The organism is Aeromonas sp. QDB25, assembly GCF_027707725.1.
Lineage (GTDB): Bacteria > Pseudomonadota > Gammaproteobacteria > Enterobacterales > Aeromonadaceae > Aeromonas > Aeromonas caviae.
The window spans coordinates 1-25,039 of record NZ_JAPCIZ010000001.1 but is presented as its reverse complement, the minus strand read 5'-3'; the positions used below and the strand labels follow the sequence as shown (position 1 = coordinate 25,039).

Sequence of the window (25,039 nt, the reverse complement as noted above, 5' to 3'; positions counted from 1 at the left end):
CGACAGCACGGGTCCATGATGATAGAATCCCGCGGTTTCACATTTATGAAGAGCCGACGCCATGCCCTGGATACAAATTCGAATCAACGCCACTGCCAAGACCGCAGACAAGGTGAGCAACATGCTGCTGGGGCGTGGGGCCCAGGCGGTGACCTTTATGGATGCCAAGGATGTGCCCGTCTATGAGCCCATGCCCGGTGAAACCCCGCTCTGGGGCGAGACCGAAGTAATGGGACTGTTCGATGCCGAAACCGATCCGGCTCCCACCATCGCCTTCTTCCAGCAGATCTTCGGCGAAGACGTGGGCTACAAGGTCGAACAGCTGGAAGACAAGGACTGGGTGCGCGAGTGGATGGATCACTTCCACCCCATGCAGTTCGGCGAGCGGCTCTGGATCTGCCCGAGCTGGCGCGACGTGCCGAACCCCGATGCGGTCAACGTCATGCTGGACCCGGGCCTGGCCTTCGGCACCGGTACCCACCCCACCACGGCACTCTGCCTGCAGTGGCTGGACGGGCTGGATCTGGCCGGCAAAACCGTGGTGGACTTTGGTTGCGGCTCCGGCATCCTCGGCATCGCCGCCCTGAAACTGGGGGCCGCCCGGGTCATCGGCATCGATATCGATCCGCAGGCCATCCAGGCCAGCCGTGACAACGCCGAGCGAAATGGCGTAGCCGACCAGATTGAACTCTACCTGCCGGCGGATCAGCCGCAAGACGTCGAAGCGGACGTGGTGGTCGCCAACATCCTGGCCGGCCCGCTGCGGGAGCTGGCGCCGCTTATCGCCGGTCACGGCAAGGCGGGCAGCCTGATGGCCCTCTCCGGCGTGCTGGAAAGCCAGGCGCCAGAGCTGGAGACCATCTATGGCCAGTGGTTCGAAATGGACCCGACTGCGGTGAAGGAAGAGTGGTGCCGCCTCTCCGGCCGCAAACTGGGCTGACAAGCAACAGGCCATGGCGGCAACACTTAGGTCGCTGAACGACAAGGGCACCCCAGGGTGCCCTTGCCGTTTCCGGACGCCCGTTCTCCTTCTGCCCACTCTGGGGAGAGCCTCACGCTTCTCTGCTCCCCGATGGCTTATCCTCTCTTCCTCCACCCCATAGAGGCCCAGTCATGACCGAATACGAGAAGATGATCGCCAGCCAGCCCTACAACTGCATGGCGCCAGAGCTGGAGCTGTTGCGCCGGGAGACGGCTCGCCTGTACCGCCGCTTCAATCGCAGTGACGAGGAGGATGAACAGCTGGCGCTGCTGCTGCAGATCGTCGGCGAGCTGGCACAGGGTGCTTTCATCTGCCCGCCCCTCTACTGCACCTATGGCCGCCACATCCACCTTGGCAAGGGCAGCTACATCAACATGGGGGCCACCCTGCTGGACAATGCCCCCATTCACATCGGTGCCGAGGTGATGATTGGGCCGAACGTACAGATCTGCACCGCCGCCCATGCGCTGGACGCCGATGAGCGCATTCAGGGGGTTGAGACGGCGCTGCCGGTCACCATCGAAGACAGGGTCTGGATAGGCGGCGGCGCCATTCTGCTGCCCGGCGTCACCATAGGGCGGGAAGCCGTCGTGGGTGCGGGCTCGGTCGTGACCAGAGATGTACCGGCCGGTGCCAGGGTAGCAGGCAACCCGGCACGGCTGCTGCCAGTCAAAGGTTGAGCGGAAGGCCCGAGGCTCGCTCAGGCGCTTTCCAGCAAGCGGTCGATACAGTGCACCACCTGCATGCTGGCGTTTTCCATGGTCTTGAGCTGCTCGACCATCCCTTTGATATCCCCCTGCTCGCGCGCGTGCAGGGCTGCCTTGCCGCTCTCGTGGACCCGCTTGTGGGGCCCATCCAGTTCACGAAAGCCCGGCTTGTGGGCGAAGAGCTCCGCACCCTGCCCCTCGAAATACCATTTGCCCAGCCTGCACTGAGCGTGGTCGCTCACCGGCTCGTGAAAATGCTGCTGATCGATGAGCCGATAGATAGTGTTCTTCCAGACGGCGTGATCCAACTTGGTGGTATTGAGGAAGGAGGTGGAGGCCGCACTGTGGATCACCTGCTGCATCCGGCCTGATTGTGCCAGCACCTGGGTCACCACCACATCGATCTGGGAGGAGGAGGTCGCCACCTCGGCGGCACTGGCCTGGTTGTCATCGATGATGGACTTGATCTCCTGCGCCTGGGCCACTATCTGTCTGACCAGCACCTCGATCTGGCTGCTGGCCTCATGGGCCTTGCTCGCCAACTGACGCACCTCATCGGCGACCACGGCGAATCCACGGCCAGCCTCACCGGCCCTGGCCGCCTCGATGGCCGCATTGAGTGCCAGCAGGTTGGTCTGATCCGAAATGCCCTGGATGGCGGTCACGAACTGGTTGATGGCGGATGTGCTGGCATCGAGCTGATGGACGGCTGTGAGGCTGCGAGCCGCCTCATCCGTGATGGCATGGGCGCGCTCGGAGAGACGGGTGATGGCGCCCCGGGTCTGGGCAAAGAGTTGATCCAGCTCGCAGAGCGCTCCCTTTTCCGCCATCAGGTGTTCGGCACTGCCGGCCAGTGCTTCCCGCACGCTCTGCAGCATCTCACCTCCCTGGTTCTGGCAGGTGAAGAGATCGCCACGCTCCCGGCTGGTGCGCTGCATGTGCTCGTATTCACCGATGGTGGCGCGCAATTCGGCCAGTTCGCTCTGGTGCTGCTGCTCTTTGAGAAGCATCGTCTCCCTGAGCTGTTGATTCTCTTTTTCAAGCTTGCGGTTGAACCACATATGGCCTCCGGATGGCAAAGGTGCGGGCAGTCGACGTCAAAGGGAAGCCTCTGGCTCTCTTGTCTCTGCCGATGCTGGCGGATCCCGGGCCGGATTTCACCTGCAAATGCAGGATATTTGACCCTGATCCTGATTCCAATCGAGACCACATCAATGGCTGTGCAAAAGATCGCCACAAAGAGGCCGGGTGAGGTAGAGAAGAGGCAGAGGAGAAAGAACGCTGACGTGCCGATCCCGCAAAAAAATGAAGCCCAATGTCATCAAGACGTTGGGCTCTAAAAAGGTGCTACGGAATTGCGACTCTCATCGCAGAAAATTAGAAGGGGTCACCTTCTAAACTGGCAGTGGGATAATAACGTGGCGCAAACGTTTTACATAGCGTAATAAACCAGGAGTGAGAAGAATCTCTCACAATTCAAAAAATGTCCGGCCAACCCCCTTCTACCCTCTTGGCAAGTGCGCATTTATCAGTACAGCCTGACGGCTTTGTCAGAAAACAAAAAAGCCCTGAATAATCAGGGCTTTTGGCGTTCTGAACTTCAGAAGCTGCGCACGAAGTCCTGGATGGGCAACTCGCGCAGCTTGCGGGCCTCCAGCATGGGGGTACCAAGGTAGAGGAAGCCCACCAGTTGATCCTCCGGTGTCAGCCCCAGTGCACCATGGATCTGCTCGTCGAAGATGAACCAGCCGGAGCGCCAGATGCCGTTGAAGCCCTGGGCCTGGGCCGCCATCTGCATCGCCATCAGGGCGCAACCGGCAGAGAGCTCCTGCTCCAGTTTCGGTACCTTGGGGTGCGCCTGATAACGGGTCGCCACCGCGATCACCAGGGGAGCACGCAGTGGCGCGGTGCGGCACTTCTCGACACTGTCCGCATCCTCGCCACGGGCATGGGCGGCATCGGCCAGCAATGTCCCCAGACGCTCACGCCCCTCCCCTTCAAACAGGATGAACTGCCAGGGGGTCAGAGTGCCGTGATCCGGCGCCCGCAGCCCGGCCTTGAGGATATTGTCGAGCACTTCGCCACTCGGGGCAGGCTCGGCCAGACGACCACAGGAGTGGCGATTGAGTAACAGATGGAGGGCATCCATGGGGCAGTTCCTTGTCAAAGGCGATGATGGCGCTACCTTAGCACAGCACCGGATGAAGAAAACCCCTGGGGTTCAGGGGTTTGTCAGGATACGAAAGGGCCGGGAGGCTAGATGACGGCAGCCAGCTCCGCCCCTTGCCGGATGGCGCGTTTGGCATCCAGCTCGGCGGCCACGTCGGCACCGCCGATGATGTGCACCGGCTTGCCCGCGGCCTGCAGACCGGCCTGCAACTCCTTGAGGGGTTCCTGTCCGGCACAGATGATCACCTGATCCACCGGCAGGCACTGCTGTTGGTCGCCCACCTGGATGTGAAGCCCGGCATCGTCGATACGCAGGTACTGGACGCCGGAGAGCATCTGCACCTTGCGATTCTTGAGCACGGTGCGATGGATCCAGCCGGTGGTCTTGCCAAGGCCGTCGCCCACCTTGCTCTCCTTGCGCTGGAGCAACCAGATCTGGCGCTCGGGGGCATCGATTTCGGGGGTAGTCAGGCCGCCGCGCTCACCCAGTTGCTTGTCGATACCCCACTCCTTGAGCCAGTGATCGCGGTGGCTTTCAGTATCCGGCGATCCTCTCTTCTCCACCAGGTATTCGGCCACATCGAAGCCGATGCCACCGGCGCCGATGACCGCCACCTTCTCGCCCACCGGCTTGTGATCACGCAATACATCGAGGTAGCTCAACACTTTGGGGTGCTCGATACCCGGAATGTTGGGAGTGCGCGGGCGGATGCCGGTGGCGAGGATCACCTCGTCAAAACCGCCGCCCAGCAGGCTCTCGGCACTCTGGCGCTGGCCCAGATAGAGCTCGACGCCGCACTTCTCAAGCCGTTTGGCGAAGTAGCGCAGGGTCTCGTGGAACTCCTCCTTGCCCGGGATCTGCTTGGCAAAGTTGAACTGGCCGCCGATTTCGCTCGCCTGATCGAACAGGCTTACCTGATGGCCCCGCTCGGCGGCGTAGCAGGCAAACGCCAGCCCGGCAGGACCCGCCCCCACCACCGCCAGCTTCTTGGGCTGGGGCACCCGGCCAAACGTCAACTCGGTCTCAAAGCAGGCGCGGGGATTGACCAGGCAGGAGGCACGCTTTTGCTTGAACACGTGGTCGAGGCAGGCTTGGTTGCAGGCGATGCAGGTGTTGATCTCGTCCGCCCTGTCTTCAGCCGCCTTGATGACGAACTCGGGGTCTGCCAGGAAGGGGCGCGCCATGGAGACCATGTCCGCTTCGCCGCCCGCCAGGATGCGCTCCGCCACCTCGGGGGTGTTGATGCGGTTGGTGGTGATGAGGGGCACCTTGAGGTGCTTTTTCAGCTCGGCGGTCACCCAGCTGAAGGCACCGCGCGGCACGCTGGTGGCGATGGTGGGAATGCGCGCCTCGTGCCAGCCGATACCGGTGTTGATGAGGGTCACCCCCACCTGCTCCAGTGCCCGGCCAAGTGCGATCACTTCCTCAAGGGAGGAGCCCTGCTCCACCAGATCCAGCATGGAGAGGCGGAAGATGATGATGAAATCCGTGCCCACCCGCTCACGGATGGCGCGGACAATCTCCACCGGGAAGCGCATGCGGTTTTCGCTGCTGCCGCCCCAGCCATCGGTGCGCTTGTTGGTGCGTTCGCAGATGAACTGGTTGATGAGATAGCCTTCCGACCCCATCACCTCGACCCCGTCATAACCGGCCGCCTTGGCCAGTGCCGCAGTGGCGGCGAAGTCGCGAATGGTGCCGCGGATCTGCCGCTCGCTCATGGCCCGCGGCTTGAACGGGGAGATGGGAGCCTTGAGGGCGCTCGGCGCCAGGCTGAACGGATGGTAGGCGTAGCGGCCCGCATGAAGGATCTGCAGCGCTATCTTGCCCCCTTCCTGATGCACTGCCTCGGTCACCTTGCGGTGTTTGGCTACCTGCCAGGGAAAGCTCAGCTGGGAGCCGTGGGGCACCAGCCGCCCCCGCAAATTGGGGGCGATACCGCCGGTCACGATGAGACCGACCCCGCCACGGGCCCGCTCACCATAGAAGGCGGCCAGCTTGTCAAAGCCCCCCTTTTCCTCCTCGAGGCCGGTGTGCATGGACCCCATCAGTACGCGGTTGCGCAACTGGGTAAAACCCAGATCGAGGGGGGTCAGCAGCGTGGGATAACGGCTCATGATGCACTCCTTGTCGAGGTCGATGTGCACGGGGTCATGCTCCAGCCTTCCTGGCTGCCTCGGGTGACGGGCAGTAAAAAGAAGGGGTAGGTGGAGGTGGGGCCGGCTCATCGGGCCTTTCAGTTAATTTTTTGTTATCAAACTGGAGCTAGAGTAAAGAATCGAAAACTCTTTTTCAAACAAATGTTTGGACATTTTTTCAGCGAACAGCCGTATTCCGAAGTGGCGGGGAGGCAGTCGACTCAAGGGGAAATGGCAATTGGCTGCGCAACTGGTTAATAATGGCTGCTCTCAACCCATTAACAGGGCGACAACGCAGCTATGTCTATTTTCAAAGGTCTGGGATGGCTCTTTCGCAGCCTCTGGCGCCTGCTCAACTTTACCCGCTTGATGCTGGTCAACCTGCTGTTTCTTCTCGTCGTGCTGGTCATTGTCTTCAGCGTCAGCCAGAGCGAGACCCCAAGCACCCCCATCGAGGGGGCGCTCACCCTCAATCTCTCCGGTGTGCTGGTAGAACAGCGCACCCAGACCGATCCCACGGTGCAACTGCTCAGGCAAATGGACAAGGGGGACGAGCAGCCAAGCGAAATCGTCCTCTCCGATCTGCTGTGGGCCATCAAGAGCGCGGGGAATGACGATCGCATCAAGGCGCTGGTGATCAAGCCCCAGGGTCTGCAAGGGGCCAGCCTCTCCAAACTGCAGGAGGTGACGGCCGCCATCGACGCCTTCAAGGAGAGCGGCAAGCCGGTCATCGCCATGGCGGACTACTACAGCCAGGGGGCCTATCTGCTCGCCGCCCACGCAGACCACGTGCTACTCAACCAGAGTGGTGCCGTGGTGATCGAGGGGCTGGGTGTCTACCAGACCTACTTCAAGTCGGCACTGGAGAAGCTCAACATCACCCCGCACGTCTTCAAGGTCGGCACCTACAAGTCCTTCGTCGAGCCCTACACCCGGGACGAGATGTCCCCCGAGAGCAAGGAGGCGAACCAGCGCTGGCTGGATCAGCTGTGGCAATCCTATGTGGCCGACGTGGCGGAGCAGCGGGAGATCGAGCCTGATGCCGTGGCACCGAATAAGGATCACTTCCTCGAACTGCTGCGCAAGGCCGGCGGCAATGCGGCCAGCTACGCCCTCGACAACGGTCTGGTGGATCAGCTCGCCACCCGCGACGAAATGACCCAGGCGGTGATCAAGGAAGTGGGCGAGGCCGATGATCACGGCTGGAAGGGCGTGGGCCTGAAAGAGTATCTGGCCGCCATCCCGGAGCAGTACCCCCAGAGCGGCAAGGATGAGGTAGGCCTCATCACCGCCAGCGGCGCCATTATGGATGGCGTCCAGCCTGCCGGCACCATCGGTGGCGACAGCCTTGCCGATCTGCTGGCCGAGGCCCGCCGTGACGATCAGGTGAAAGCCGTGGTGCTGCGAGTGGACAGCCCGGGCGGCAGCGCCTTCGCCGCCGAGCAGATCCGCGCCGAATTGCTGGCCCTGAAACAGGCGGGCAAGCCGGTGGTCATCTCCATGGGCAGCTACGCCGCCTCCGGTGGCTACTGGATCTCCGCCGATGCGGACAAGATCTTCGCCTCCCCCACCACCCTTACCGGTTCCATCGGGGTGTTCGGCATGTTCGCCACCATCGACAAGGCGCTCTCCCAGTACGGGGTACACACCGACGGCGTCGGCACCACCGACTTCGTGGGGGTCGGGCTGACCCGTGCCCTGCCGGATCACGTGGGTGAAGCCATTCAACTGAGCGTGGAAGACACCTATCAGCGCTTTGTCGGCCTGGTGGGCAAGGGCCGGGGCCTTAGCCCGGAAGAGGCGGAAAAAGCCGCCGAAGGCCGGGTCTGGACCGGGCAGGATGCCAAGGCACTGGGGCTGGTGGACGAGTTCGGCAATCTGGATGACGCCCTCAAGGCGGCCGCCGATCTCGCCAACCTCAAAAGTTGGCAGGTCACCCCCATCGCACCGGAAGAGTCGGCCAGGGACAAGTTCCTGCGCGAGCTGTTTGACAGCAGCGCCCAGGCGCTGGCCCCGCACCTGCAAAGCTGGCTGCCCGCCGGGCTTGGCAAGGCGCTGCTGGAGATGAACCGCACTCTGGACCCGCTGACCCGCTTCAACGATCCCCAGGGCACCTACGCCTTCTGCCCGGTCTGTCTCCCCTGACGCCGGGGACAGCCATAAAAAAACCGCCGACAGGCGGTTTTTTTATGGGGCAAGCGGCCTTGTCAGGTCAGCAAGCCGGACGCTTGCCAGCGGTGCAACTCTGCCAGCACCCGGGTCTCTCGCGCCGTCCACTGGGGACAGGGACCCGCCAGCTGGGTCTTGTTGGTTTGCAGTGCCTCGGCCAGGGGGAACCAGCCCGGCGTGAAGCCGAGGCGGATTTCGTAGGGCTGGGGGCGCGGCGCACTCCAGTGCTCCCCGACCCGGCAGAGGTAATAGGACGATCGGATGCAGTAGGCATCGTAATCCGGCTCGCGCGCGACACGATACTCCCGGGTCTCTCCCAGCAGGGGGCCCACGGCCACCAGCTCGGCGCCACACTCTTCCCGCAGCTCCCGGGCCAGGGCCGCATCGTGCGCCTCCCCGTGCTCGATGCCGCCACCGGGGAACATGAGATCCCCGTTGACGCTGGAGTGCACCAGCAGCAGTCGATCACCACGCATCACCACGGCCCTCACCGTGGCCCGTTCAAGCACCCTGTCCTCGCCGCGGATCTGGCCGTGCACGAGACGGATATCGAAGGGATGGGCCCATTCCCGGGCTTCTGACAGGGTCGGATTCATGGTGTGCGGTAGCTCCCCTGCCTGAGTGCATCGACGATGGTGGCCGCCTGGTCGTCCAGCGTCTCCTGCTCCTCCTTGCCGATGGCATGGTAAATGCCGAGCCGGGTGGCGGAGACCTCGGGGCTCTCCTGGAATGACTCGCTCACCTTGCCCCACAGATAGGCCTGATCAAATCGCTTCTGCCCCATGTAGAGGGTGCTGAGGGCGGTGAGGATCCGGCTGTTGACCTTGTCCCCCTCCCGATAGAGAGAGAGCGCATGGTGCATCAGCCTGATGGCCTTCTCGGGCTCGCTCTTGGCATAAATGCCGCCGAGCGCCAGTTGCAGCTCGGGCTCCTCGAGGCTCGGCGTCCCCTCCTGCGCGAGGAAGCTGGCGCGGGCCTCGGGGCTGGTGTTGTTGGTCCAGTGCCAGAGCAGCAGGTAGGGATCCCGGGAGCCCCGGGTCTGTGCATCCAGTTGCTCCAGTTGACGGCCGGCGGCCAGCATCCCTTCCACTCTGGGGCTCTTCTGCTCCCTGGCCCGCTTGTACTCGATGTTGGTGGAGTGCTCGGCGCATTGCAGATAACGCTCCAGGCCGCGCATCAGATCGTACTTGCGCCTGTCCGTCCCCTCTTCCTGGAGATAGTAACGACCGCGAATGACATCGCTGCGCTCATAGCGACACCAGCCATCGTCCACCAGGTCCGCGCACAGGGCGGGATATTGGGAGCAAATGTTGTGGATCCTGTCGTCGTCGCAGGCCGTCAACGTCAGGCAACAAGCGAGGGAAAGCAGTAACGGACGCTGTGAGAATAGGGTCATGGTTCACATCTGGTTGATAACAATCGCAACCCGCACCGGCCACCGCCAACTAGCAAACAGGCTACATATCCATTACAATACGCGCGCCGTATAAGGCCGCGATTGCAGAATAATATAACGAAACCATCAGCCCTACACTGATCTGCCTTCGACGAATTTCAATTTGCCCAGGCAACTTGCTTCAACAACGTGAAATAAAAGGATCTGGTTAATGACCCACGAGCACTACTTGCAGGCGTGGCAGGAGAGCCAGGAGCTCGCCGAAGCCATGCAACCCTTGATAGGTCGCCTCTACCGACAGCAAGGGATAGAGATCACCCTCTACGGACGCCCCCTGCAAAACGCCTCCACCATCGATATCCTCAAGGCCCACCGGGTCGTTCGCCGCCACCAGGGAGCCCCCCTCCCTATCCAACAGAGCTTTCCCCTGCTGCAAGCCATCCTGGCCCTGAACCCGACCGCCGCCGAAGTCGATCTCGGCAAACTGGCCGTGGGCTACTGGCAGGATCACCAGGATGAAGCCGGCATCGAGGACTATCTGCGCGCCAAGCTGGCACCGGCCCTGAACCGCAGTGCCGTGCCCGCCCCTACCGACGTGGTGCTCTACGGCTTCGGTCGCATCGGCCGCCTGCTGGCCCGTCTGCTCATCGAGCGCACCGGCGCCGCCAACTCCCTGCGCCTGCGCGCCATCGTGGTGCGCGGCGGTCGCGACGGGGATCTGGAGAAGCGTGCCAGCCTGCTGCGCCGCGATTCGGTGCACGGCCCCTTCAACGGCTCCATCGAGGTGGATGTGGAACGCAGCGCCATCATCGCCAATGGCACCTTCATCCAGGTGATCTACGCCAACAGCCCGGCCGACATCGACTACACCGCCTACGGCATCGACAATGCGCTGATCGTTGACAACACCGGCGTCTGGCGTGACGAGGCGGGCCTGTCCGAGCACCTCAAGGCCCGCGGCGCCGCCCGGGTACTGCTGACCGCCCCCGGCAAGGGGGAGATGAAGAACGTGGTGTTCGGGGTCAACCACGAGGTGATAGGTCCGGATGACAAGATAGTCTCCGCCGCCTCTTGCACCACCAACGCCATCACCCCGGTGCTCAAGGTGATGCAGGACAAGTACGGCATCCGCCACGGCCACGTGGAGACGGTCCACTCCTATACCAACGATCAGAACCTCATCGACAACTATCACAAAGGCGAGCGCCGCGGTCGCAGCGCAGCCCTCAATATGGTGATGACCAGCACCGGTGCCGCCAAGGCGGTGGCCAAGGCGCTGCCGGAGCTCAAGGGCAAGTTGACCGGCAACGCCATCCGGGTGCCCACACCCAACGTGTCCCTGGCCATCATCAACCTGTCGCTGGAACAGACCACCGATCGGGAGAGCCTCAACGCCTATCTGCAGCAGATGGCGCTGAGCTCGGCCCTGCATCGCCAGATCGACTTCAGCGCCAGCACCGAGCTGGTCTCCTCCGACATGGTGGGCTCCCGTTTTGCGGGCATCGTCGACTCCCAGGCCACCATCGCCGAGGGGGATCACTGCGTGCTCTACGTGTGGTATGACAACGAGTTCGGGTACAGTTGTCAGGTCGTGCGGGTGATGGAGCAGATGGCTGGCGTAGTCCGCCAGGATCTACCGGTATAGTCCGACAGGATCTGCCCGCCGGAACCCGTGTTCATGGCTCAATTTTTAAGGAGAGGCCGGATGTCGTCTCAGCAAGTGACGTTTCAACAAGCGATAGCGCAGATGCCCAAAGAGGTGTACGAGCGGCTCAAGACTGCGGTCGAGCTCGGCAAATGGCCGGATGGCAAGCCCCTCACCGAGGAGCAGAAGGCCACTTCCCTGCAGGCCGTGATGGCCTGGCAGGCGATGCACCTTGAGAACCCCGAGCACATGAACATCGGCCGTGACGGCGAGATCGTGATGAAGAGCAAGAGCGAGCTCAAGCGTCAGTATCGCGACGAGGAAGAGATAGTACGGGTCGACCTTAGCCACTGAGGCAGGCCGCACGTCACCTATCGCGGTAACGAAACGAAAGAGGGGAGCCATAATGGCTCCCCTCTTTTTTCCTCTCTATGCAGGATGACTCATCCCCCTCATCCCCGGCCCTTCTCCCACCAGGGGAGAAGGGAGCTGGCACGCACCTGCGAGCAGTCAGCGGGCCACCTGCCGGCGATCTTCATGGCAAACCTCGCCACCTCGATCTATCCCCTCTCCCGCTGGGAGAGGGTTAGGGTGAGAGGGAAAGTCAGGGGGTCAGTTCACCCCGCAGAGACTGCTGCATCAGCTCGCGGATGCGCGGCGCCGGCAGATCCTGGCTCAGCAGGAAGTGCAGCTTGGTGAGCGCCGCCTCGGCGGTCATGTCAAAGCCCGAGATGACTCCCGCACGGGAGAGGGCGTTGCCGGTGGCATAGCCCCCCATGTTGACCTTGCCGTGCAGGCACTGGCTCAGGTTGACGATGATGACGCCCCGGGCAGATGCCTCGGAGAGCAGCGCCAGCATGGCCGGGTTCTGGGGCGCATTGCCCACCCCGAAGGAGAGCAGGATCAGCGCACGCACCGGCTGTTGCAGGATGTTCGCTATCACCTCCGCCGATATCCCCGGATAGAGGGTCACCACCCCGATGGGCTGGGGGGTGATGTCGTGCAGCACCAGGGGGCGATCGCACGGCACGCCCAGCTCACCTGCCTCCAGGGAGATGGCGATACCGGCATTGAGCAGGGGCGGGTAGTTGGGCGAGTCGAAGGCGTGGAAGCCGTCGGCGTGCACCTTCTTGCTGCGGTTGCCGCGATAGAGCTGATTGTTGAAGAAAAGCGTCACCTCGTGGATCGGGTAGTTGGCCGCGATATAGAGGGCGTTGAGCAGGTTCTGCTGACCGTCCGAGCGCAGCTCAGCCAAGGGGATCTGGGAGCCGGTGATGATGACCGGCTTGTGCAGATCTTCGAGCATGAAGGAGAGCGCAGACGCGGTGAACGACATGGTGTCGGTGCCGTGCAGAATGACGAAACCGTCGTACTTGTCGTAGTTGCTCTTGATATCCTCGGCGATGCGCTGCCAGTCTGCCGGCGTCATGTCGGAAGAGTCGATGAGGGGGGCATATTCGTGGATATGGTAATCGGGCATTTCCGGTCGATGGAACTCGGGCATCCGTGCCAGACAGTCCTCCATGAAGCCCGCCATCGGTACATAACCGTGGTCGGAACGCTGCATCCCTATGGTGCCGCCTGTGTAGGCAATGTAGATGGACTTCTTCACACCCTCTCCTCTCTCTGGACTGGAAACCGGCAAATCAAACAGGGCTCAACCGATACAGCCCCCGTCCTTCAGATGGTGCGGGCGGGCTCAATATCGGTCATCAGCAGACCTCTTGAGGGTCTGTGTCCTCCCGTGGGGGCGGAACCGGGCGAATTATAGAGAGTGCCGCTGCAAATGACAGCCGCAGCAGCATTGTTGCGATCCGGAGCACACTCGGCGAGACAGTTTTAAATGCCATGTTAACACCACGCTTTAATCATTAATGTGACATATGTGGATGAACTTGGTGTTTTTTGCTAGTATCCGGCGGATCTTTCACAAATCTCATCTGGACGCCCGACGAACACGGGCTCGTGTCGACCCCCTCTTTTACAGAGGGACGGGGCTGCGGCCCCTCTGTCACTGGCGCGTTCGCCACTCTGTTTCATCCCGGCTGGATCCGTGAGTCTTTCTCGCCAAAGACACAGCCGATCAACATGGGAGCACTGAATGCTACAACTTGATGCCTACGCCACCCTGGTCGCCGCGACCCTGGTGCTGCTGCTTGGCCGCCTGCTGGTCAACAAGATAGGACCCCTGCGCACTTTCAACATCCCCAAACCCGTGGCCGGTGGTCTGGTGGTTGCCCTGGTGCTGCTGGTGCTGCGTTCCACCCTGCAGATCGAACTGCAATTTGATACCAGCCTGCAGACGGCCCTGATGCTGACCTTCTTCGCCTCCATCGGCCTCTCCGCCGATCTGGGCAGCCTCAAGCGCGGCGGCAAGGCGGTGGCCACCTTCCTGCTGGTGGTCACCGGCCTGCTGCTGGTGCAGAACAGCCTGGGGGTGGGTCTGGCCACCCTGCTGGGGCTGGATCCCCACATGGGGCTGCTGGCCGGCTCCATCACCCTCTCCGGCGGCCACGGCACCGGGGCGGCCTGGGGCTCCATCTTCACCGAGAAGTACGGCGTGCAATCCGCCGCCGAGCTGGCGATTGCCTGTGCCACCTTCGGCCTGGTGCTGGGGGGCCTCATCGGCGGCCCGGTGGCCCGTTATCTGGTGAAGAAGGTGCAGGTGCCCGGTGAGGAGCACAACCGTGACGGCGCCCCCCAGGGCTTCGAGATGCCGGACATGGAGCGCCCGATCACCACCTTCAGCCTGATCGAGACCCTGGCACTCATCGCCATCAGCCTGAAAGGGGGCGAAATGCTGGCCCTCTACCTCAAGGGCGGCGTCTTCGAGTTGCCGATCTTCGTCTGCGTGCTCTTTGTCGGCGTGCTGCTGCGCAATCTGCTCACCCTGCTCAACTGGCACGAAGTGAGCGACCGTGAGGTCTCCCTGCTCGGCAACGTCAGCCTGTCGCTCTTCCTCGCCATGGCGCTGATGAGCCTCAAGCTGTGGGAGCTGGCAAGCCTGGCCCTGCCCATCTTCATCCTGCTGGCCGTGCAGACGGTAGCCATGGCGCTCTACGCCATCTTCGTCACCTTCCGGGTCATGGGGCGCAACTATGATGCGGCCGTGCTGGCAGCGGGTCACTGCGGCTTCGGCCTCGGCGCCACCCCCACTGCCATTGCCAACATGCAGGCCATCACCCAGCGCTTTGGCCCCTCCCACCTGGCCTTCCTGGTGGTGCCCATGGTCGGTGCCTTCTTCATCGACATCATCAACGCCGTGGTGATCAAGCTGTTCCTGGCCCTGCCCTTCCTGTGATCCCGGACGCAGGCCCCGTATGACAGAGCCCACCTTGCGGTGGGCTCTTTGCTTGCTGGTCCCTGGACGCTGCCCCGACCCCCACCAACGGGCCGACGACAGGCAACAAAAAGCCCCGCACCAAGGTGCGGGGCTTTTTACTGACGCCACGGTAGGTAGGACTGCGGCCTGACCTTCCTTACAAAATAAAGGTCGACACCTGCTGGTTCAGGTTGGTAGCACGCCCCTTGAGGTTGTGCGCCTGATCCAGGTCGCGCATGGCGGAAGCGGTGATCTCGTCGCTCACATCCTTGATGGCGGTGGTGTTCTGGGTGATTTCACCGGTCACCTGGGTCTGCTCCTCGGCGGCGGTGGCGATCTGGCCCGCCATGTCGGAGATGAGGCTGACGGCCTGGGTGATCTCCTCCAGAGCCGCAGCGGCAGCGTCAGCATCCTTCACGCTGTTGTCCGCCAGCCCCTGGCTGGTCTGCATCAGGCTCACCGCGCGGGCCGTGGTCTGTTGCAGGGTTTCGATGGTGGACTGGATCTCCTGAGTGGAATCCTGGGTACGGCGCGACAGCACCCGCACCTCGTCCGCCACCACGGCGAAACCGCGACCCTGTTCGCCGGCACGGGCCGCTTCGATGGCCGCGTTCAGCGCCAGCAGGTTGGTCTGCTCGGCGATGCCCTGGATGGTGGAGAGGATGCCGGAGATGGCCTGGGCGTGACGGCTCAGCTCACCGATGACGCCGGTCGCCTGCCCCACTTCCTCGGCCAGATTGTTGATGGACTGGCGAGTCTGGTTCACCAGGATCTTGCCCTGTTCACTGCTCTGGGCGGATTGCTGGGCGGCGGCAGCGGTGTTCTCGGCGTTGCCCGCGATCTCCATGGTGGCACTCGCCATCTCGGTGACGGCGGTGGCGACCATGGTCACCTCCTGTTGCTGGCGTTGCAGCTCTTCCACCGCGGCCTGGTTGGTCACCAGACTGCGTTCGGCATCGGCGTTCAGCTCGTTGGCAAGCTGACGGATGTTGGCGATGAGCTGATGCTGGCTGCCCACGAAGCGGTTGAAGCTGCCGGCGAGCTGGCCCACTTCGTCATTGGCGTCGATCTTGATGCGCTGGGTCAGATCGCCGTTACCGTCGGCGATGCGGGCCAGGGCCTGGGACACCTTGGTGAGGGGGCCGAGCAGCAGGCTGACCAGCCAGGAGATGGCGAGAATGCTGCCCACCAGCACCAGCAGGGCCAGGCCGAGCTGGGTCATCAGCAGGGAGGAGAGCGGCGCCTCCAGGGTGCTCTTGTCCAGTACCAGCACCAGCTCCCAGTCGGTGTCCGGAATGTCCGTCGCCCACAGCAGCTTGTCACGCCCCTCGTTGTCGAAGAAAGCAGGCACCAGGCTGTTGCTCGCCTTGCTCTGCTCGATCAGGGCATTGGTCAGATCGTTGTCGATCTCGCTGGCTGGCTTCATCGCCTTGGCCGCATCCTTGTAGGCGATGACGGTGCCATCCTTGTGCATCAGGATGGCGAAGCCGTCCGCAGGCAGCTTCATCTTGGTGATGTCATCCACCAGGGAGGCAATGGAGAGATCCCCCCCCACCACGCCGCCCTGGGCAGGCTGGGCCAGGGTCACCACCAGAATGTTGTAGGCCACGTCGAGGTAGGGTTTGGTGACGATCATGCCGCCCTTGGCCATGGCTTCCTGATACCAGCCACGGGAGCGGGGATCGTAACCGTCGCGGTTGATGGAGGGGTCGGAGTCGTTCATCTTGCCACTGCCCTCACCAAAATAGGTGAGCTGGAAACGGCCGGACACCTGGGCCTGTTGCAGGGCGTTGAGGGGCTCGGCACCGGCCTTGTTGCCAAGGGCCTGGATGACGTCACGACGGGCGGCAAGCCAGTCGCTGACGCTGGCGGCCTGCTGGCTGCCAAGGCGCTGCACCTGTTCCTGACTGCCTTGCAGCAGCATGGACTTCTGGCTGGTGTAGCTCTGCCAGGAGAGCAGCAGGATCACCAGTGACAAGGCGATGACCACAGACAACAGTATCTTCTGCTTGAGTGATAGGTTTTTCATCGTGTTTTCTTCTTGTGGGGGTCGGGAACAGGATCAATCGGGAGTGCGTGGCACTGTGTGTTGTTAGCGGCCAATCTGCGCAAAACTGAAGCGGAGAATGGCGTGAGTGACGATATTTTACGCGGAAATTTTAAAAATGCTGCGGAAAATTGGAGCAGGAAAAAGAGCGGGGCCAGCCAACCCTGTTTATTCCTTCTGCAATTGGCTAGAATATCCCGTTTTTAAATCACATCGACCCCGAGAGTTTTCACGATGTTTGAAGTCAATCCTGTATTAAACAAGCTTAAGGAGCTGTCTGAGAGGACCGAGCTGCTTAGGGGGTACCTTTGACTATGACGCCAAGAAAGAGCGTCTAGAAGAGGTCAATGCCGAGCTGGAACAGCCGGATGTCTGGAACGAACCCGAGCGCGCACAGGCGCTGGGCAAGGAGCGCGTCTCCCTGGAGAACGTCGTCAGCACCATCGATACCCTGACCCAGGGCGTCGATGACGTCGAGATGCTGGTCAGCCTGGCCGTCGAAGGCGAAGACGAAGAGACCTTCAACGAAGCCGTGGTCGAAGCGGACGAGCTGGAGGCCAAGCTGGTGGATCTCGAGTTCCGTCGCATGTTCTCCGGTCAGCACGACGGTTCCGACTGCTACATCGACATCCAGTCCGGTTCCGGTGGCACCGAGGCCCAGGACTGGGCCAACATGGTGCTGCGCATGTACCTGCGCTGGGGCGATGCCCACGGCTACAAGCCCGAGCTCATCGAATGCTCCGAGGGCGACGTGGCCGGCATCAAGTCCGCCACCATCAAGTTCACCGGCGAGTATGCCTTCGGCTGGCTGCGCACCGAGACCGGCGTGCACCGTCTGGTACGCAAGTCGCCGTTCGATTCCGGCGGCCGTCGCCACACCTCGTTCTGCTCCGTGTTCGTCTACCCCGAGATCGATGATGACATCGAGATCGAGATCAACCCGGCTGATCTTCGCATCGACGTCTACCGCGCCTCCGGTGCCGGTGGTCAGCACGTCAACCGGACCGAGTCCGCGGTGCGTATCACCCACGTGCCGACCGGCGTGGTGGTGCAGTGCCAGAACGACCGTTCCCAGCACAAGAACAAAGATCAGTGTATGAAGCAGTTGAAGGCCAAGCTCTACGAGCTGGAAATTCAAAAGCAGAACGCTGAGAAGCAAGCCCTCGAAGAGACCAAGTCCGACATCGGCTGGGGCAGCCAGATCCGCTCCTACGTACTGGATGATTCCCGTATCAAGGATCTGCGCACCGGCGTCGAAACCCGCAATACCCAATCGGTACTCGACGGCGACTTGGACAAGTTTATCGAAGCCAGCCTGAAATCAGGCCTGTAAACAGAGCAGCAGGAATCACCATGTCTGAACAAACCACCACCCCGGAAGTCGACCAGACTCTCGAACTGAACAACGAGATGCTTGAGCGTCGCTCCAAGCTGGCCGCCTTGCGCGCCCAGGGCAACCCCTTCCCCAACGATTTCCGTCGTGACAGCCTCTCCGGCGATCTGCACGCCGAATTCGGCGACAAGAGCAATGACGAGCTGGTCGCCCTGGGTAAACAGGTGAAGATTGCCGGTCGCATCATGACCCGCCGGATCATGGGCAAGGCGTCTTTCGCGACCCTGCAGGACATGGCTGGCAAGATCCAGATCTACGTGACCCGTGACGACCTGCCGGAAGGCTTCTACAACGAGCAGTTCAAGAAGTGGGATCTGGGTGACATCGTCGGTGTCGAGGGCACCCTGTTCCGCACCAACGCCGGTGAGCTCTCCGTACACGTCTCCACCATCCGCCTGCTGACCAAGGCCCTGCGCCCGCTGCCCGAGAAGCACAAGGGTCTGACCGACCAGGAAGCTCGCTGCCGTCAGCGTTATCTGGACCTGATCGCCAACGAAGAGTCCCGCAAGACCTTCGTGACCCGCACCAAGGTGGTGGCCGGCATTCGCAAGTTCCTGAATGACAAGCGCTTCATGGAAGTGGAAACCCCCATGATGCAAGTCATCCCGGGTGGCGCCTCCGCACGTCCCTTCATCACCCACCACAATGCGCTGGACATCGACATGTACCTGCGTATCGCTCCGGAACTCTATCTGAAGCGTCTGGTGGTCGGTGGTTTCGAGCGTGTCTACGAGATCAACCGCAACTTCCGCAACGAAGGTATCTCCGTTCGCCATAACCCCGAGTTCACCATGCTCGAGTTCTATATGGCCTACGCCGATTACATCGATTTGATGGATCTCACCGAAGAGATGCTGCGCACCCTGGCACAGGACATCCTGGGCGACACCAGGATCCGTTACGCCAAAGAGGGCGAAGAGGGCCTGACCATCGATTTCGGTCAGCCGTTCCAGCGCCTCTCCATGGTCGACTCCATCCTGAAGTACAACCCGGGTGTGACCCGTGACGATCTGGCCACTCTTGAGAAGGCCACCGCCGTCGCCAAGGGTCTGAAGATCGAACTGATGAAGAGCTGGGAGCTGGGCCACGTGATCACCGCGATCTTCGAAGAGACCGTGGAACACATGCTGCTGCAACCGACCTTCATCACCGAGTACCCGGCCGCCGTCTCCCCGCTGGCCCGTCGCAACGACCAGAACCCGGACGTCACCGACCGCTTCGAGTTCTTCATCGGCGGCCGCGAGCTGGCCAACGGCTTCTCCGAGCTGAACGATGCAGAAGATCAGGCCGAGCGCTTCCAGGCTCAAGTTGACCAGAAAGCCGCAGGGGACGACGAAGCCATGTTCTACGACGCCGACTTCGTGACCGCACTGGAACACGGTCTGCCGCCGACTGCCGGTCAGGGCATCGGTATCGACCGTCTGGTGATGCTGTTCACCAACAGCCACACCATCCGCGACGTCATTCTGTTCCCGGCCTTGCGTCCACAAAAGTAAGAGCCGCAGAAACAGGGCCGCAGCAAAACGCTGCCGTCCATGGCAATCAAAACGCCCCGCAATTGCGGGGCGTTTTTTTATGCAGAACTCACACCGTGACGAGCGGTCAGCGGTCCGCTGGTACGCCAGGCGGCAGCAGCCACTCCCCCTGCCACAGGGTCAGTGCCCGGCCCGCCATCAGCCCCCGTTCCTCCTGCAATTCCAGCCTGAGATCCCCGCCCCGGGCCGAGATCTGGCGGGCCCGCAGCTGCTGCTTGCCGAGCCGCTCGGCCCAGAAGGGCACCAGGGCGCAGTGGTTGGAGCCGGTCACCGGATCCTCGTCTACTCCGACCCAGGGGGCGAAATAGCGGGAGACGAAGTCGTCCTCTCCCCGGCTCGATAGTGCCGTCACCATGATCCCCCGGCCCGGCAGCGCCCGCAGGGCGTGAAAATCGGGGGTGAGCGCGCGGACCGCCTCCTCGCTGGCCAGCTCCAGCAAGAACTTGGCGCCGGCCGCCAGGGTTTGCAGCGGCTGGCAGCCAAGAGCAGCCCCATAGGCAGGGTCCAGCTCGAGGGGCGCCAGGACAATGCGCGGAAAATCGAGCCAGATCCACTCCCCTTCCCGCCGGGCCACCAACTCACCGCTGCGGGTCGCGAAGCGGATGGGGAGCTCCCCCGACACCGCCCCCGTCTGCCACAGCACATGGGCCGCCGCCAGGGTACCATGGCCGCACAAGTCCACCTCCACTTGCGGGGTGAACCAGCGCAACCCGTAATGCCCCTCCCCCAGTTGGGTCAGAAAGGCGCTCTCAGAGAGGTTGAACTCCGCTGCCATGGCCTGCAGCTCGGCGTCGGGCCGCGCTTCCCCCAGCACCACCACGGCGGGGTTGCCTCCGAAGGGGTGATGGCTGAAGGCGTTGACATGATAGAGACGGGACATGGTTGCTCCTTGGGGCATGAGAGATCCCCGGGACAGGGGGCTCGGCAAGGCCATTTTTATATCACGGGCCCCCCGGGGCTGAGATGGATTTTGGCTTTATAAATTCATAAATCGCATAAAGAAGATATTTTTATTCTTTGTTGTTATTCATTACACCCCTTACCCTGACCAAAAATCAGACCATGGAAGACATGTGTGATGCCATTGACAGCCCCCACCCTGAGCCCGCTCTCTGACGAACAGCAGCGCCAGCTCAACCAAGTTCTCACCACCCTCAATACCCAGCAACTGGCCTGGGTCAGCGGTTATCTCTACGGCCTCTCCCAGGCGGGCGTCCAACCCGTGGCGAGCGCAGGCGTAGAAGTCGCTGCTCCCGGCGGCAGCCTGACCATTCTCTACGGCTCCCAGACCGGGAATGCCAAGGGCGTGGCCAGCGCCATCAAGGCCCAGGCCGAGGCCCGCGGCCTGCCGGTGACCCTCACCTCCATGGCGGACTACAAACCCAAGCAGCTCAAGAAAGAGAGCCACCTGCTGGTGGTAGTGAGCACTTACGGGGAGGGGGAGCCCCCCGAGAGTGCCGTCGATCTGTTCGAGCAGCTCAAGAAGGGCAAGGTCGGCAAGCTGGAAGGGCTCAAGTTTGCCGTGCTGGGGCTGGGTGACAGCTCCTATGAGTTCTTCTGCCAGACCGGCAAGGATTTCGATGGCTTCCTCGCCAAGGCAGGGGCAGAGCGCATCCATGAGCTAGCTAGCCTCGATGTGGATTATCAGGATGCTGCCAGGGCCTGGGGCGAGCAGGCCGTTGCGGCGGTCGCCGCCACCCTCTCTGCCGGCGCCGCGACTGCCAGCGTGGCGGGCTCGGTGCAGGCCGCCGTCGGCCACAGCCAGTACAACAAGGAGAACCCCTTCCCGGCCAGACTCTCGGTGAACCAGAAGATCACCGGCCGCGACTCCACCAAGGACATCCGTCACATCGAGATCAACCTGGAAGAGTCCGGCATCACCTATCAACCGGGGGACGCGCTCGGCATCTGGTTCGACAACGACGCCGATCTCGTGGGGGAAGTGCTGGCCCTGACCGATCTGACCGGTGACGAGGCCACCCCCCATGGCAGCCTGCGCGAGGCGCTGACCCGTCACTACGAGCTGACCCGGTTGCACGGGGGCCTGATCACTGGCCTCGCCGAGATCACGGACAACGCGGCGCTGAAAGATCTGGCCGGTGACAAGGCCCAGGTCAACGCCCTGGTGGCCAGCGCCCAGGTGGTGGACGTACTGAAACGCTTCCCGGCTTCCTTGAGTGCCGATCAACTGATCGCACTGCTGCGCCCCCTCACCCCCCGCCTCTACTCCATCGCCTCCGCCCAGAGCGAGGTGGAAGAAGAGGTGCACCTGACCGTCGGCGTGGTGCGCTACCGCCAAGAAGATGGCACAGTGCGAAGCGGCGGCGCCTCCTCCTATCTGGCGGACCGTCTGCCGGAAGATGCCGAGGTCCGGGTGTTCGTGGAGCACAACGACAACTTCCGCCTGCCCGCCAATCCCGACACCCCCGTCATCATGGTGGGCCCGGGCACCGGCATTGCCCCGTTCCGCGCCTTCCTGCAGGAGCGGGAAGCACAGGGGGCAGAGGGCCAGAACTGGCTCTTCTTCGGCAATCCCCACTTCACCCAGGACTTCCTCTATCAGGTGGAGTGGCAGCGTTATGTGAAATCGGGCCTGCTGTCCAAGATCTCCCTGGCCTTCAGCCGGGATCAGGCCAACAAGATTTATGTGCAGGACCGCCTGCGCGAGGCAGGGCTTGAGCTCTACCAGTGGCTGGAAGCAGGCGCTCACTTCTATGTGTGTGGCGACGCCAACCACATGGCGAAGGATGTGCAGGAAGCCCTGCTGGAAGTGATTGCGGAACACGGCCACAAGAGCCGTGAGGAAGCAGAAGAGTATCTGAGCGAATTGCGTCGTGCCAAACGTTATCAAAGGGATGTCTATTGATGAGCAAACAACTTATTCCGGGACCGGTCGAAGGGCCGCTGGCTGACAACGAACGCCTCAAGCGCGAGAGCAACTTCCTGCGCGGCACCATCGCCGAAGATCTGCAGGACCCGCTCACCGGCGGCTTCAACGGCGACAACTTCCAGCTGATCCGCTTCCACGGCATGTATCAGCAGGATGACCGCGACATCCGCCCGGAGCGCGCCGCCCAGAAGCTGGAGCCCCTGCACAACGTCATGCTGCGCGCCCGCCTGCCCGGCGGCATCATCACCCCGGCCCAGTGGCAGGTGATCGACAAGTTCGCCGAAGAACACAGCATGTACGGCAGCATCCGCCTGACCACCCGCCAGACCTTCCAGTTCCACGGAGTACTGAAGCGCGACATCAGGCTGATGCACCAGACCCTCAACAGCACCGGTATCGACTCCATCGCCACCGCGGGGGACGTGAACCGCAACGTGCTCTGCACGAGCAACCCGGTGGAGTCCGAGTTGCACCAGGAGGCCTACGAGTGGGCCAAGAAGATCTCCGAGCACCTGCTGCCCAAGACCCGCGCCTACGTGGAGATCTGGCTGGATGGCGAGAAGCTGGGGGGTGACGAGGAGCCGATCCTGGGCTCCAACTACCTGCCGCGCAAATTCAAGACAACCGTGGTCATCCCGCCCCACAACGATGTGGACATCCACGCCAACGATCTCAACTTCGTGGCCATTGCCGATCACGGCAAGCTGGTGGGCTTCAACGTGCTGGTGGGGGGCGGTCTGGCCATGACCCACGGTGACACCACCACCTACCCGCGCAAAGCGAGCGACTTTGGCTTCATTCCGCTCTCCCACGTGCTGGAGGTGGCGGCCGCCGTGGTCAGTACCCAGCGCGACTGGGGCAACCGGGTCAACCGCAAGAACGCCAAGACCAAGTACACCCTTGAACGGGTGGGGGTAGAGGCCTTCAAGGCCGAGGTGGAGAACCGCGCCGGCATCCAGTTCGGGCCGGTTCACCCCTATGAATTCACCAGCCGTGGCGATCGCTTCGGCTGGGTGGAGGGGATCGACGGCAAGCACCACCTGACCCTGTTTATCGAGAACGGCCGCCTGCTGGACTTCCCGGGCAAGCCCCTCAAAACCGGCATGCTGGAGATCGCCAAGGTGCATCAGGGGGACTTCCGCCTCACCGCCAACCAGAACCTCATCATCGCGGGCGTGCCTGCCGGCGAGAAGGCCCGCATCGAAGCCCTGGCCCGTCAGTACGGTCTGCTGGATGACGGTGTGAGCGAGCAGCGCAAGCAGTCCATGGCCTGTGTGGCCCTGCCCACCTGCCCCCTGGCAATGGCCGAGGCCGAGCGCATGCTGCCTGCCTTCGTCACCGACATCGAGGGGCTGCTGGCCAAGCACGGCCTGGCGGATGACGCCATCATCTTCCGGGTCACCGGCTGCCCCAACGGCTGCGGCCGCGCCATGCTGGCGGAAGTGGGTCTGGTGGGCAAGGCGCCGGGTCGCTACAACCTGCACCTGGGGGGCAACCTCGAGGGGACCCGCATCCCGCGCCTGCATCTGGAGAACATCACCGAGCCGCAGATCCTGGCCGAACTGGACGCCCTGATCGGCCGCTGGGCGAGCGAACGCAACCCGGACGAGTGCTTCGGCGATTTTGTCATTCGCGCCGGCATCATCGCCCCGGTTATCGACTCCGCGAGGGACTTCTATGCAGCCTGAACAGACTGATACAGCCCGGCTGGTGCGCACCGCCGACGGCCGGCTCGACCTCGACGCCCTCCTGGCCCTGGGCCGGGAGGAGCAGGTCGAGGCGCTGGCCCCCCTCAACCGGGAGCTGGACGCCATGAGCGCCCCCGAGCGGGTGCGCTGGGCCCTGGCCAACCTGCCGGGAGAGCATGTGCTGTCGTCGAGTTTCGGCATCCAGGCGGCGCTCATGCTGCACCTGGTGAGCCGCGAGCGGGCCGACGTGCCCGTGGTGCTCACCGACACCGGTTATCTCTTCCCCGAGACCTACCGTTTCATCGACGAGCTGACCGAGCGTCTCGCGCTCAACCTCAAGATCTACCGGGCCGAACTCAGCCCGGCCTGGCAGGAGGCCCGCTTCGGCCTCCTGTGGGAGCAGGGGGTGGAGGGGATCACCCGTTACAACCAGCTCAACAAGGTGGAGCCCATGGACCGCGCCCTGAACGAGCTGGGTGCCCGCACCTGGTTCTCGGGCCTGCGCCGTGAGCAGTCCGGCAGCCGGGGCAAGCTGCCGGTGCTGGCCATCCAGCGCGGTCGCTTCAAGTTCCTGCCGGTGATCGACTGGAGCAACAAGGACGTCTTCTACTACTTCAAGGAGTTCGACCTCCCCTACCACCCCTTGTGGGAGCAGGGTTACCTCTCGGTCGGCGACGTGCACACCACCGCCAAGTGGGAGCCCGGCATGAGCGAGGAGCAGACCCGCTTCTTCGGCCTCAAGCGCGAGTGCGGCCTGCATGAGGAAGGTGGCGAGAGCGACGGCTCCGGCATCTGATCCCCCGGCCCGGCCATGTGCTGCGCCCACAAAAAAACGCCCGGCAACTGCCGGCAATGCTGATCAGTTAAGGATCCATTGACCGATCCTTCTGCTGTAGGACAATCCGGAACCAATCACTGGTTCCGGATTTTTTATGTCTATTGCAAACGATCTGAACGATG

19 protein-coding genes are annotated in these 25,039 nt (G+C 62.6%); 11 read left to right on the top strand and 8 right to left on the bottom strand.

The features are described 5' to 3' along the window. Positions 1–61 precede the first annotated feature (61 nt). Together prmA and PG883_RS00090 are read left to right on the top strand one after the other, a co-directional pair. Positions 62–940: a 50S ribosomal protein L11 methyltransferase gene (prmA, locus tag PG883_RS00095; protein WP_010675412.1), complete on the top strand. Its 879-nt coding sequence runs from the start codon at positions 62–64 to the stop codon at positions 938–940. 173 nt (positions 941–1,113) lie between these two features. Then, positions 1,114–1,662, top strand: coding sequence for a sugar O-acetyltransferase (locus PG883_RS00090; RefSeq protein WP_270806816.1), 549 nt, complete (start codon positions 1,114–1,116; stop codon positions 1,660–1,662). A 20-nt stretch (positions 1,663–1,682) separates the two neighbouring features. On the opposite strand, the gene PG883_RS00085 is transcribed toward PG883_RS00090, so the two are convergent. From PG883_RS00085 to PG883_RS00075, 3 genes are all read right to left on the bottom strand, one after another. Then, complete coding sequence (locus PG883_RS00085) at positions 1,683–2,699, bottom strand: methyl-accepting chemotaxis protein (RefSeq protein ID WP_270806815.1); 1,017 nt, start codon at positions 2,697–2,699, stop codon at positions 1,683–1,685. 590 nt (positions 2,700–3,289) lie between these two features. Then, complete coding sequence (locus PG883_RS00080) at positions 3,290–3,838, bottom strand: NAD(P)H nitroreductase (RefSeq protein WP_270806814.1); 549 nt, start codon at positions 3,836–3,838, stop codon at positions 3,290–3,292. 107 nt (positions 3,839–3,945) lie between these two features. Further along, positions 3,946–5,973 carry an NADPH-dependent 2,4-dienoyl-CoA reductase gene (locus tag PG883_RS00075; RefSeq protein ID WP_270806813.1) on the bottom strand — a complete coding sequence of 676 codons (2,028 nt, stop codon included), beginning with the start codon at positions 5,971–5,973 and terminating at the stop codon, positions 3,946–3,948. Between the two features lie 321 nt (positions 5,974–6,294). Here PG883_RS00075 and sppA point away from each other — a divergent pair, with 321 nt between their 5' ends. Then, entirely contained in the window at positions 6,295–8,139 is a 1,845-nt protein-coding gene (gene sppA / locus PG883_RS00070; RefSeq protein WP_270806812.1) for a signal peptide peptidase SppA, read from the top strand. 62 nt (positions 8,140–8,201) lie between these two features. On the opposite strand, the gene PG883_RS00065 is transcribed toward sppA, so the two are convergent. Next, entirely contained in the window at positions 8,202–8,759 is a 558-nt protein-coding gene (locus tag PG883_RS00065; protein ID WP_270806811.1) for an NUDIX domain-containing protein, read from the bottom strand. Continuing rightward, positions 8,756–9,559 (bottom strand): DUF2989 domain-containing protein, encoded by an 804-nt coding sequence (locus tag PG883_RS00060; RefSeq protein ID WP_042865069.1) that lies wholly within the window; start codon positions 9,557–9,559, stop codon positions 8,756–8,758. Before PG883_RS00060 ends, PG883_RS00065 begins: the two co-directional genes overlap by 4 nt. A gap of 211 nt (positions 9,560–9,770) precedes the next feature. Here PG883_RS00060 and PG883_RS00055 point away from each other — a divergent pair, with 211 nt between their 5' ends. After that, positions 9,771–11,204 carry a glyceraldehyde-3-phosphate dehydrogenase gene (locus PG883_RS00055; RefSeq protein WP_104452419.1) on the top strand — a complete coding sequence of 478 codons (1,434 nt, stop codon included), beginning with the start codon at positions 9,771–9,773 and terminating at the stop codon, positions 11,202–11,204. Positions 11,205–11,264: 60 nt separating this feature from the next. Continuing rightward, positions 11,265–11,558 carry a YeaC family protein gene (locus tag PG883_RS00050; RefSeq protein ID WP_010675423.1) on the top strand — a complete coding sequence of 98 codons (294 nt, stop codon included), beginning with the start codon at positions 11,265–11,267 and terminating at the stop codon, positions 11,556–11,558. A gap of 250 nt (positions 11,559–11,808) precedes the next feature. Here the strand turns inward: PG883_RS00050 and ansA are convergent, their stop codons facing one another. Continuing rightward, positions 11,809–12,816 (bottom strand): asparaginase, encoded by a 1,008-nt coding sequence (gene ansA, locus PG883_RS00045; RefSeq protein WP_043154264.1) that lies wholly within the window; start codon positions 12,814–12,816, stop codon positions 11,809–11,811. Positions 12,817–13,305: 489 nt separating this feature from the next. On the opposite strand from ansA, the gene gltS reads away from it, so the two are divergent. Further along, positions 13,306–14,505, top strand: a complete 1,200-nt coding sequence (gltS, locus tag PG883_RS00040) for a sodium/glutamate symporter (RefSeq protein ID WP_270806810.1) — start codon at positions 13,306–13,308, stop codon at positions 14,503–14,505. Between the two features lie 178 nt (positions 14,506–14,683). Here gltS and PG883_RS00035 read toward each other — a convergent pair whose 3' ends face one another. Further along, positions 14,684–16,555 (bottom strand): methyl-accepting chemotaxis protein, encoded by a 1,872-nt coding sequence (locus PG883_RS00035; protein WP_041215693.1) that lies wholly within the window; start codon positions 16,553–16,555, stop codon positions 14,684–14,686. A 252-nt stretch (positions 16,556–16,807) separates the two neighbouring features. Here PG883_RS00035 and prfB point away from each other — a divergent pair. After that, positions 16,808–17,906, top strand: a protein-coding gene (prfB, locus tag PG883_RS00030) for a peptide chain release factor 2 (RefSeq protein ID WP_102948437.1) whose coding sequence is annotated in 2 segments (ribosomal slippage) — positions 16,808–16,882 and positions 16,884–17,906 — 1,098 coding nt in all. Because the reading frame shifts where the segments join, the coding sequence is not laid out codon by codon here. Positions 17,907–17,926: 20 nt separating this feature from the next. Further along, positions 17,927–19,462 carry a lysine--tRNA ligase gene (lysS, locus tag PG883_RS00025; protein ID WP_010675428.1) on the top strand — a complete coding sequence of 512 codons (1,536 nt, stop codon included), beginning with the start codon at positions 17,927–17,929 and terminating at the stop codon, positions 19,460–19,462. A gap of 106 nt (positions 19,463–19,568) precedes the next feature. On the opposite strand, the gene PG883_RS00020 is transcribed toward lysS, so the two are convergent. After that, the gene (locus PG883_RS00020; protein WP_270806809.1) at positions 19,569–20,381 is read right to left on the bottom strand and encodes a PhzF family phenazine biosynthesis protein; all 813 of its coding nucleotides are present in this window, start codon (positions 20,379–20,381) and stop codon (positions 19,569–19,571) included. A 198-nt stretch (positions 20,382–20,579) separates the two neighbouring features. Here PG883_RS00020 and PG883_RS00015 point away from each other — a divergent pair, with 198 nt between their 5' ends. The 3 genes from PG883_RS00015 to PG883_RS00005 are packed head-to-tail and all read left to right on the top strand — an operon-like array spanning position 20,580 to position 24,875. Next, positions 20,580–22,367 carry an assimilatory sulfite reductase (NADPH) flavoprotein subunit gene (locus tag PG883_RS00015; RefSeq protein WP_270806856.1) on the top strand — a complete coding sequence of 596 codons (1,788 nt, stop codon included), beginning with the start codon at positions 20,580–20,582 and terminating at the stop codon, positions 22,365–22,367. Next, a complete protein-coding gene (gene cysI / locus PG883_RS00010; protein ID WP_270806808.1) occupies positions 22,367–24,079 on the top strand; it encodes an assimilatory sulfite reductase (NADPH) hemoprotein subunit in 1,713 nt (570 codons plus the stop codon). The genes PG883_RS00015 and cysI overlap by 1 nt, the downstream gene beginning before the upstream one ends. Beyond that, positions 24,069–24,875 carry a phosphoadenylyl-sulfate reductase gene (locus PG883_RS00005; protein WP_270806807.1) on the top strand — a complete coding sequence of 269 codons (807 nt, stop codon included), beginning with the start codon at positions 24,069–24,071 and terminating at the stop codon, positions 24,873–24,875. Before cysI ends, PG883_RS00005 begins: the two co-directional genes overlap by 11 nt. Positions 24,876–25,039: the final 164 nt, after the last annotated feature.

Coding starts and splice junctions, on each gene's coding strand:
- PG883_RS00035 (WP_041215693.1), bottom strand. CDS start 16,555: ATGAAAAACCTATCACTCAAGCAGAAGATACTGTTGTCTGTGGTCATC.
- lysS (WP_010675428.1), top strand. CDS start 17,927: ATGTCTGAACAAACCACCACCCCGGAAGTCGACCAGACTCTCGAACTG.
- PG883_RS00020 (WP_270806809.1), bottom strand. CDS start 20,381: ATGTCCCGTCTCTATCATGTCAACGCCTTCAGCCATCACCCCTTCGGA.
- gltS (WP_270806810.1), top strand. CDS start 13,306: ATGCTACAACTTGATGCCTACGCCACCCTGGTCGCCGCGACCCTGGTG.
- prmA (WP_010675412.1), top strand. CDS start 62: ATGCCCTGGATACAAATTCGAATCAACGCCACTGCCAAGACCGCAGAC.
- PG883_RS00090 (WP_270806816.1), top strand. CDS start 1,114: ATGACCGAATACGAGAAGATGATCGCCAGCCAGCCCTACAACTGCATG.
- PG883_RS00060 (WP_042865069.1), bottom strand. CDS start 9,559: ATGACCCTATTCTCACAGCGTCCGTTACTGCTTTCCCTCGCTTGTTGC.
- PG883_RS00065 (WP_270806811.1), bottom strand. CDS start 8,759: ATGAATCCGACCCTGTCAGAAGCCCGGGAATGGGCCCATCCCTTCGAT.
- PG883_RS00075 (WP_270806813.1), bottom strand. CDS start 5,973: ATGAGCCGTTATCCCACGCTGCTGACCCCCCTCGATCTGGGTTTTACC.
- PG883_RS00050 (WP_010675423.1), top strand. CDS start 11,265: ATGTCGTCTCAGCAAGTGACGTTTCAACAAGCGATAGCGCAGATGCCC.
- PG883_RS00085 (WP_270806815.1), bottom strand. CDS start 2,699: ATGCTTCTCAAAGAGCAGCAGCACCAGAGCGAACTGGCCGAATTGCGC.
- cysI (WP_270806808.1), top strand. CDS start 22,367: ATGAGCAAACAACTTATTCCGGGACCGGTCGAAGGGCCGCTGGCTGAC.
- PG883_RS00080 (WP_270806814.1), bottom strand. CDS start 3,838: ATGGATGCCCTCCATCTGTTACTCAATCGCCACTCCTGTGGTCGTCTG.
- PG883_RS00055 (WP_104452419.1), top strand. CDS start 9,771: ATGACCCACGAGCACTACTTGCAGGCGTGGCAGGAGAGCCAGGAGCTC.
- PG883_RS00015 (WP_270806856.1), top strand. CDS start 20,580: ATGCCATTGACAGCCCCCACCCTGAGCCCGCTCTCTGACGAACAGCAG.
- PG883_RS00005 (WP_270806807.1), top strand. CDS start 24,069: ATGCAGCCTGAACAGACTGATACAGCCCGGCTGGTGCGCACCGCCGAC.
- sppA (WP_270806812.1), top strand. CDS start 6,295: ATGTCTATTTTCAAAGGTCTGGGATGGCTCTTTCGCAGCCTCTGGCGC.